This window comes from Paracoccus sp. Arc7-R13 (assembly GCF_004010775.1).
GTDB lineage: Bacteria > Pseudomonadota > Alphaproteobacteria > Rhodobacterales > Rhodobacteraceae > Paracoccus > Paracoccus marcusii.
Map to the genome: position 1 here is coordinate 40,209 of NZ_CP034816.1, position 7,028 is coordinate 47,236.

Genomic DNA, 7,028 nt, shown 5'->3' on the forward strand with positions numbered 1-7,028 from the left:
TCGTCAGGGACTGCCGCGTTTCTCGTACCAGGTCCGGCAGAAGCGGACGAAATGGCGCGAGGGATGCTTGGGCTCGATCTCTTCGGCGGCGCACCAGCGGCGCCATTCCACCTCGAGGTAGCGCACGTCCCAGCCCGGCGCCGCGGCGCGGGCCTCTTCGTGGATGTCGGGGTCCAGGAAGGCCTCGAAGACCTCGGCCACGGGCGCGGTGCCGCGGTTGCGGAACACGACTTTGGTCTCGTCCGCAGAGAAGCGCAGCGAATAGTCGGGCATGTGCGAATGGGCCGTGTCCTCGCGGATGACATTGGCCACCAGCCGCCTGAACTCGAAGCTGGTCGAGGACGAGCCGCATTTCTTCTGCAGCAGGTCCAAGCCGATGGACCATTCGCGCTGGTTGCCGCAATGCTTGCGCGCCAACTCGTAGAGACGGCGTTCCAGGGGGCGCCGCAGCCGGAAGTAGTCGCGGCTGATCGTCAGAACCTCGTGCGCGCGGATCGCGTTGAAGACCCAGTCAGACAGCTTGATCTCGATCTCCTGCATGCGCCCCTCGCGGGTCTGACGCACGATGCGGGCGCTTTCGATCAGGCCGAAAGTCTCGAAGACCTCCTTGCCGCCGGTGGTGATGTTGGTCGAGATCCGCGTCCCCGCAAGCCGCTCCATCGCGGCCTTGAGCAGGTCGTAGCCGCGGCCCGTGGTCATCCGGTTGGTGGCCCGCAGAAGGTCCGAGGCCTGAAAGCGGACCAGCTGGCTGACCTCGCGGCCGTCGTTCAGGGCGCGGATCAGCTGGCTGATGCAGAAGATCAGGATGTCACGGTCGTGGACGGTGGCGATGCCGTCGCTGGAAGGCTTGATGTCGATCGACAGGCCGTTGTGCTCGTAGTGCCGCGGCCTCAGGTCGGGCTTGGTCGAGAGCGAGAAGATCGGGTGCTCCATCGACCCCACATCCGCCTTGGGCGCGGCGTTGATGATGTCGCAGACGAAGAAGTCACGCTGCGGATGTCGGTCGGGAAGAAGCGGACTGCTCATCGGTTCTCTGGCATTTAACGACACTTCACCCATAACGACACTTCACCCATAAAACAAGCTTAACGACACTTCACCCATAAACACTGGAGAAACGACACTTCACCCATAGCGAATCACCACTTCACCCATGAAGAAACGACACTTCACCCATAAAGGGCTCCAGTAAGCAATTGATTTTATTTCTTAAAAGAGGCTTCGAAAGCCCCTTAACACATATATAACCCCTTTTAACACAGAAGACCTGTGGATAACTCCGCGCGTCGACGCACATCCAGGCCCTTTGGTTGAGGGGTGGGACATGCTTGTGAGGGGATGGTGGAGAACCGTCCTACTCGATCAGCAGGCGACCGATCCGGGAGGCGGGGGCCGGCCTGCGGGCCGAGAGCTTGTCCCTCAGGATGCCGCGCGCGATGGGGGCCAGGGTCAGCGGATCCCGGCAGGCCGAGAGCAGGGCCCCTGCCCTGCCCGCCTGAGCGCGCCGATCCAGGAAAGCGCGCAGCAGGAAGCGTCGCCGCAACTCTCCTGCGTGGACACCCAAGGCCGCACGGGCGGTCTCATCCATTCCCTCCGCCGCCAGATGCGCCAGAGCGGCCGTATGGAGCGCCTGAAGGTCGGCCGTGCTGTGACGCGAGCTGAGCGAATCAAAGCGCCAGCGCGCGGCATAGCCGACCTCGGTCGAGACCCGGAACCGCGCCCGCTTCTGCAGCATTCTGACGTAGAGATCGTAATCCTCGCCCAAACGCATCGTCTCGTCATAGCAGAGGCCATGGGCCTGCAGGAAGGCGCGGCGCATGACGGGCTTCAGAAACCCCCATTCCTGCCGCTTGCTGCCACGGACGGAATGGTTCGCGCGCACGAAGCCTGCAAGATCGAGGTCAATCACCCGAGGACTGACCACAGGCGCTGCCGGCAGATCGCCGGGACCCGCGCTTTCGGCGACGAACAGGATGTTGTCGGCGATCATGTCGGCGCCGGGGATCGCCAGCAGTCGGGCGAAGCGCCCGGGCAGAACAAAGTCATCGGCATCCAGAACGGCCACGAAATCGCCCATGGCAATGTCCAGGGCCCGGTTGCGAGCTGCGGCGGGCCCGCCGTTCACGGCACAGCGGAGCACCGTCAGCCGGTCGTCGCCTTGGCCCGCCCTCTCGGCCACCGCTGCGGTATCGTCGCCCGATGCGTCGTCGACAACGATCACCTCTGCGGTCTCGGCCTCGGCCAATGCTGTCCAGACGGCATCCGCGATGGTGTCGGCGGCGTCATGGGCGGTGATGATCACCGAGACGGTGGAGGCTGCAGCTGTGTTCATGACGGTTCACGTGGCAAGATGGTGCAGGAAAGTCCAGACTGCTATACGGATAGGGCTTGATTGAAATCGGATTATTCATATTATCCGGTTAGTTCAATAATCAGGTAATCCATGCCCACGATCGTGATCGCGTCCCCAAAGGGCGGCGCCGGAAAATCCACCGCCGCGACCATCCTGGGGACCGAGTTGGCCCATGCAGGCGCCACGGTCACGATGCTTGATTGCGACCCGAACAAGTCTTTGTCGCTTTGGGCGGGGCGCGGAGCATTGCCGCCACGCATCCGCGTCCTGTCGGACGTAGGCGAGGGTGAGCTGGTTCGTACCATCAAGCGTCACGATCAGGACGGCGAGATCGTCATCGTCGACTTGGAGGGGATCGCATCACGACTGGTCAGCCGGGCGATCTCGCAAGCCGATCTTGTCATCACGCCGATGCGCGCCACCACCTTGGACGCGACGGTAGGCGTGCGGGCCCTGCAACTCATCCATGAGGAGGAGGAGGCGCTGGACCGGGCCATCCCGCATGCCGTGGTCTTCACCATGACGCGCGCGGTGCGGTCGCGTCAGCACAGCGGCATCGAATCATCGTTGCGCGATCAGGGCGTCGACCTGATCGAACCGGCGCTGATGGAGCGGACAGCATTCTCGGCCCTGTTCGAGTTCGGGGGTGATCTGAGAACCATGCCCGCCCAGGGCAACATGGCAGCCGCGATCGAAAACGCTGAGGGCTTTGCCCGCGCGGTCTATGCGCGTCTTGCGGCGGAGGAGCAGTGATGGGCGACAAACCCTTCAGCATCGACCTGGGTCGTCTGCGGTCGCGTGAAAAGGATCGCAGCCCCGCTGCGGTGGAACGTGCAGACCGGGCGGGGGAGGAGTTGGGCTTCGTCGACCGCGAGCCGGGCAAACGGCGCGGTCGCAAACCCAGTCCTCGCACCGGGCAGGTTCATGCCAAGGTTCTGCCGCCCGTCGCCGACGAGATCGCCGCCGAGGCCCGCCGCCGTGGCGTGCAACAAGGCGTCATTCTGGAGGAAGCTTGGGCGCTCTATAAAAACCGATACGAAAACAAATCCGGTTAATGAATATATTGGATTTATAATGAAACCAGGTTAGCGGAAACTTGCCATCAGCCAGCAATGCGGGGCAATTTGCCTGAAAAGAGGGCAGGGTTCATCAAGAACCACCGTGTCATCAAGCAATGTTGCAAGGCATCGACCCACGACGGCCTTTCTGGGAACCGCTGGATATCGACGTGGGATGTATCGCGCTTCTGGAGCTATGCTGAAGAGTGGTCTTGATCCGCAAAAGACGGCGAAGCAGTGCGATCCGGAGATATGGATTATCCTGCCATCAGCGCGGCAGTCCAAGCAAACCTGTCAGGGTTCATTCCTCATCTTCGGACACGCCATGCATCGAATCTTGAAAGCGACCTGCTGAACCTGCGGGTCACACTGATCGCGGCAATCCTGATGATGGCGCTGAGGGCATCCACATAAACCAAGCAGGGCCGTGCCATGTGCGCCGTGGCCGATTACGATCAGGCGGCCATGTCGGTGGGCATCAGCCGCGCTTTATCTGGGTGATGGGCCGGTCGATCGCCAACTTTACGGTTCGAAGACATTGCCATGACAGGTTTCAGGTCAGGTCAGGTCAGGTCAATGGGAATGCCACGTCATGATCATAAGGGGTGATGGAGCATGATCTCTATCAGTCGATCTGCAAAGGCGTTGCCTGCCGCGGCATCACCCGACTGAAGTCAGATTACTATCGATTACGACAAATCCCTCATCAGCACTCTTTTAAGGCGACTTCAATAAGATGATTTCATCCTGAAATTCGGGTATTAGGCATGCTTCACCGCGGCACTGGTATTTGCAGATTTGCTATGCGATATTCTTGCCGCGGTGCAGCAAAGCTGGGCGCGCGTTCGTTTGCGACGTCTGACTGCTTTATGCTGAAATGCGCGCTTCTCTAAGTCGAAAAAACCCGAGTGGCTCTGTTGCACAAATCGCGTCAGGGATTCATCTCGTGAATCCAGCGTGGTAGCTGTGATGCATGAGCAGACCCACACCCACGACTTACAGGACCAGGAACTGGCCAGCCTACAATGAAGCACTCAAGCGCCGGGGCTCGCTGACGATCTGGTTCGATCCCGAGATGAACTGGGATGCCGCGCCGACAGGCAGGCGTGGTCGCCAGCAGACCTACAGCGATGCCGCGATCCAGACCTGCCTTTCGATGAAGGTGCTGTTTGGCATGGCGCTCCGGCAGACGACCGGCTTCGTCGAGAGCCTGCTGCGACTGGTTGGCCTCGACTGGACGGTGCCCGACTTCAGCACGCTGTCTCGCCGTCAGAAGGCCTTGGCTGTCAACATCCCCTACCGCGGCTCCAAGGGCCCGTTGCACCTGCTGATTGATAGCACCGGGATCAAGGTCGAGGGAGAAGGCGAATGGCACGCCCGCAAGCATGGCGGCCCCAGACGGCGTGTGTGGCGCAAGATCCATCTCGGAATCGACGAGCAAACACTGGAGGTTCGAGCCGTCGAGATCACGGGGAGCCACATCGGTGATGCCCCGGTGCTACCCGACCTGCTCGATCAGATCCCGGCGGACGAGCAGATCGGCAGCGTCACCGCCGACGGTGCCTATGACACACGCAAATGCCACGATGCCATTGCCGACCGCGGCGCACATGCCGTCATACCGCCCCGCAAGAATGCAAAGCCGTGGAAGACCCTCACCGCCGGTGCCGCCGCGCGAAACGAAGCCCTGCGCGCCGCGAAATATCTAGGCCGCGCGCTTTGGCGACGATGGAGCGGATACCACCGACGAAGCCGTGCCGAAACGAAGATGCACTGTATGAAACTGCTGGGGCAGCGCCTCATGGCGCGGGACTTTGACCGACAGGTCGCGGAGATCCAGATCCGCATCGCCGTCATGAACGGCTACACCGCGCTCGGTATTCCTGTCACAGAAACCGCGGGATAAATCCGTCCGGGGAAAGGGGAACCTCGGACATCAGAGGCTTTGTGCAACAAAGCCAGAAAGTACGATAGATAATTCTATTAGTTGCTTAGCAAAAACTGGTAAAAACAGGATTGAGTTAGCCCTAGAACAGCTTTCCCTTGTTGTTGCCCCATAGTGCCACACCACCCATTCTCACCGAAAACACTTTGCGTATGACCGCCACTGGGAAGATATCCAACCCGTTCACCAGAAGAGCTATAAAAGTTTATAATCCCATTATCGCCAAATACATAATACCCAAGAAATGTACGATCTTCCGATATAATTCTTTGATTGCCGCTAGAGGTATTGCTATATTTTGAGGGACTATTTTCATACTTAGAAGGGTTGTTGTCGTATTTACTAACTGAGTTATCATATTTAGAGGGGCTATTGTCGTATTTGGAGGGGCTGTTATCGTATTTCGAAGGACTTAAATCATAGGGCAAACTGTCCTCATCAATTACAATTGCGGCAATATCTGCCCATGACGGGCTTGTCATACTTGCCGTGAGAGCCACGGATACAAGTAGTCTTTTCATCATAAATATCCATCTATCAGCGTAAATTTATATAAATATATCAATGGTTCATTTATAAAATGAACCATTGATTAAAAAATAGAGTTACCAGACAACGTCTATCACGCGCCCGTCGCTGTGCTGACAAACGCCCACGCCGCCGCTGGTCGTGAAACCACTCGCATCAGCATATTGCAGCTGACAGGACAAAGAAGATCCTCGCGAACCGATCATGACGGCAACGGCATCGCCTGTAGAACTTGATCCAAACACCGATTCTCCGGACCAGGTGGTAGCCGTCATCGTTCGATTACCTCGCTGAACGGCTTTGCCTTGGAAGGTTTCGCTGCCGATCACAGCAGTCAACGTGTCGCTATCCATTCCTTGCTGATAGGAAAACTGAACCGCTTCGCCTGTGCCGCGCGTGACCCCCTGCATAGTGCCTGAGCAAGCGGATAGCCCAAAAAAGAAAGCAACGGGCCATGCCCTCGAAAGCAAGTTCATCGTGAGATCCCTTATCTGAAACCGGTCACACCATCGGATAGGATGGTCCTCACAAGCAAGCGAGGTTTACAACCCTGACGTGCTTTTTTTGCTTAAGATTTTCCGGCGCATAACACCCCATATCCGCCAGAGCGCAGCCAGAGGCTGAAGCGCCACTCTGCACCAGGCACCGTCTCACCAGAAAATCCGTCCGTTGCCACCAGCGCGACGGTCCAGATCCAGACCCGCCTCAAAGGCAGATTTGGTGCTCTCTGGGGATAACCCTTTCCCCTTCTTGCCTGATCATCCCCATTCCCGCGTGGCGCTCACCGAGGCGTCCCGAGCTTGCCAAACGACATTTCAAAGTCAAAGCGCGCTGACAGGGAACAACCGGGCCAGTCCGCGCCGGTCGGCGCTTGCTCCCCGGGGGCTGCTTCGCCCGACACGGCCCGTCCCGGTTGTTCCCTGTAGATCATTAGAAGGCAGAAAAATAAGGTGCTGTTTCTGAACAATTATTTTTATAACGACCGGCACCACGGTTCCGGTCGACCGGCACCACCGTTCCGGTCTTCTTTTGTTCTACCGGCACCACCGTTCCGGTATACCGGCACCACCGTTCCAAAAAATGGAATGAGATGTAAATTTCAAGTTGCCATTAGTAGATCCGTACGGCAGCGTGATTCCTGATT

Annotated in this window: 7 protein-coding genes and 1 pseudogene; 4 read left to right on the top strand and 4 right to left on the bottom strand. The window is 58.6% G+C overall.

Annotated elements, in window-relative coordinates; all coding sequences use genetic code 11:
- Positions 1 to 3 precede the first annotated feature (3 nt).
- A complete protein-coding gene (locus tag EOJ32_RS19660) occupies positions 4 to 1,026 on the bottom strand; it encodes a replication initiator protein A (protein ID WP_240542622.1) in 1,023 nt (340 codons plus the stop codon).
- A gap of 328 nt (positions 1,027 to 1,354) precedes the next feature.
- Positions 1,355 to 2,332 (bottom strand): glycosyltransferase, encoded by a 978-nt coding sequence (locus EOJ32_RS19665; RefSeq protein ID WP_127899994.1) that lies wholly within the window; start codon positions 2,330 to 2,332, stop codon positions 1,355 to 1,357.
- Between the two features lie 111 nt (positions 2,333 to 2,443).
- Between EOJ32_RS19665 and EOJ32_RS19670 the strand changes: the two genes are divergently transcribed.
- From EOJ32_RS19670 to EOJ32_RS19680, 4 genes and pseudogenes are all read left to right on the top strand, one after another.
- Complete coding sequence (locus EOJ32_RS19670; protein ID WP_127899995.1) at positions 2,444 to 3,106, top strand: ParA family protein; 663 nt, start codon at positions 2,444 to 2,446, stop codon at positions 3,104 to 3,106.
- Positions 3,106 to 3,408: a hypothetical protein gene (locus EOJ32_RS19675; protein WP_045983283.1), complete on the top strand. Its 303-nt coding sequence runs from the start codon at positions 3,106 to 3,108 to the stop codon at positions 3,406 to 3,408. Before EOJ32_RS19670 ends, EOJ32_RS19675 begins: the two co-directional genes overlap by 1 nt.
- A gap of 417 nt (positions 3,409 to 3,825) precedes the next feature.
- Positions 3,826 to 3,935: pseudogene (locus tag EOJ32_RS20735) on the top strand (branched-chain amino acid ABC transporter permease); the annotation flags it as partial.
- 449 nt (positions 3,936 to 4,384) lie between these two features.
- Positions 4,385 to 5,317, top strand: coding sequence for an IS5 family transposase (locus EOJ32_RS19680; RefSeq protein WP_127899982.1), 933 nt, complete (start codon positions 4,385 to 4,387; stop codon positions 5,315 to 5,317).
- 77 nt (positions 5,318 to 5,394) lie between these two features.
- Here the strand turns inward: EOJ32_RS19680 and EOJ32_RS19685 are convergent, their stop codons facing one another.
- Together EOJ32_RS19685 and EOJ32_RS19690 are read right to left on the bottom strand one after the other, a co-directional pair.
- Entirely contained in the window at positions 5,395 to 5,880 is a 486-nt protein-coding gene (locus tag EOJ32_RS19685; protein WP_127899996.1) for a hypothetical protein, read from the bottom strand.
- A gap of 81 nt (positions 5,881 to 5,961) precedes the next feature.
- The gene (locus EOJ32_RS19690; RefSeq protein ID WP_127899973.1) at positions 5,962 to 6,360 is read right to left on the bottom strand and encodes a hypothetical protein; all 399 of its coding nucleotides are present in this window, start codon (positions 6,358 to 6,360) and stop codon (positions 5,962 to 5,964) included.
- Positions 6,361 to 7,028: the final 668 nt, after the last annotated feature.

Excerpts from the sequence above, each read along its gene's own strand:
- EOJ32_RS19665 (WP_127899994.1), bottom strand. The coding sequence starts at position 2,332 with ATGAACACAGCTGCAGCCTCCACCGTCTCGGTGATCATCACCGCCCAT.
- EOJ32_RS19660 (WP_240542622.1), bottom strand. The coding sequence starts at position 1,026 with ATGAGCAGTCCGCTTCTTCCCGACCGACATCCGCAGCGTGACTTCTTC.
- EOJ32_RS19690 (WP_127899973.1), bottom strand. The coding sequence starts at position 6,360 with ATGAACTTGCTTTCGAGGGCATGGCCCGTTGCTTTCTTTTTTGGGCTA.
- EOJ32_RS19685 (WP_127899996.1), bottom strand. The coding sequence starts at position 5,880 with ATGATGAAAAGACTACTTGTATCCGTGGCTCTCACGGCAAGTATGACA.
- EOJ32_RS19680 (WP_127899982.1), top strand. The coding sequence starts at position 4,385 with ATGAGCAGACCCACACCCACGACTTACAGGACCAGGAACTGGCCAGCC.
- EOJ32_RS19675 (WP_045983283.1), top strand. The coding sequence starts at position 3,106 with ATGGGCGACAAACCCTTCAGCATCGACCTGGGTCGTCTGCGGTCGCGT.
- EOJ32_RS19670 (WP_127899995.1), top strand. The coding sequence starts at position 2,444 with ATGCCCACGATCGTGATCGCGTCCCCAAAGGGCGGCGCCGGAAAATCC.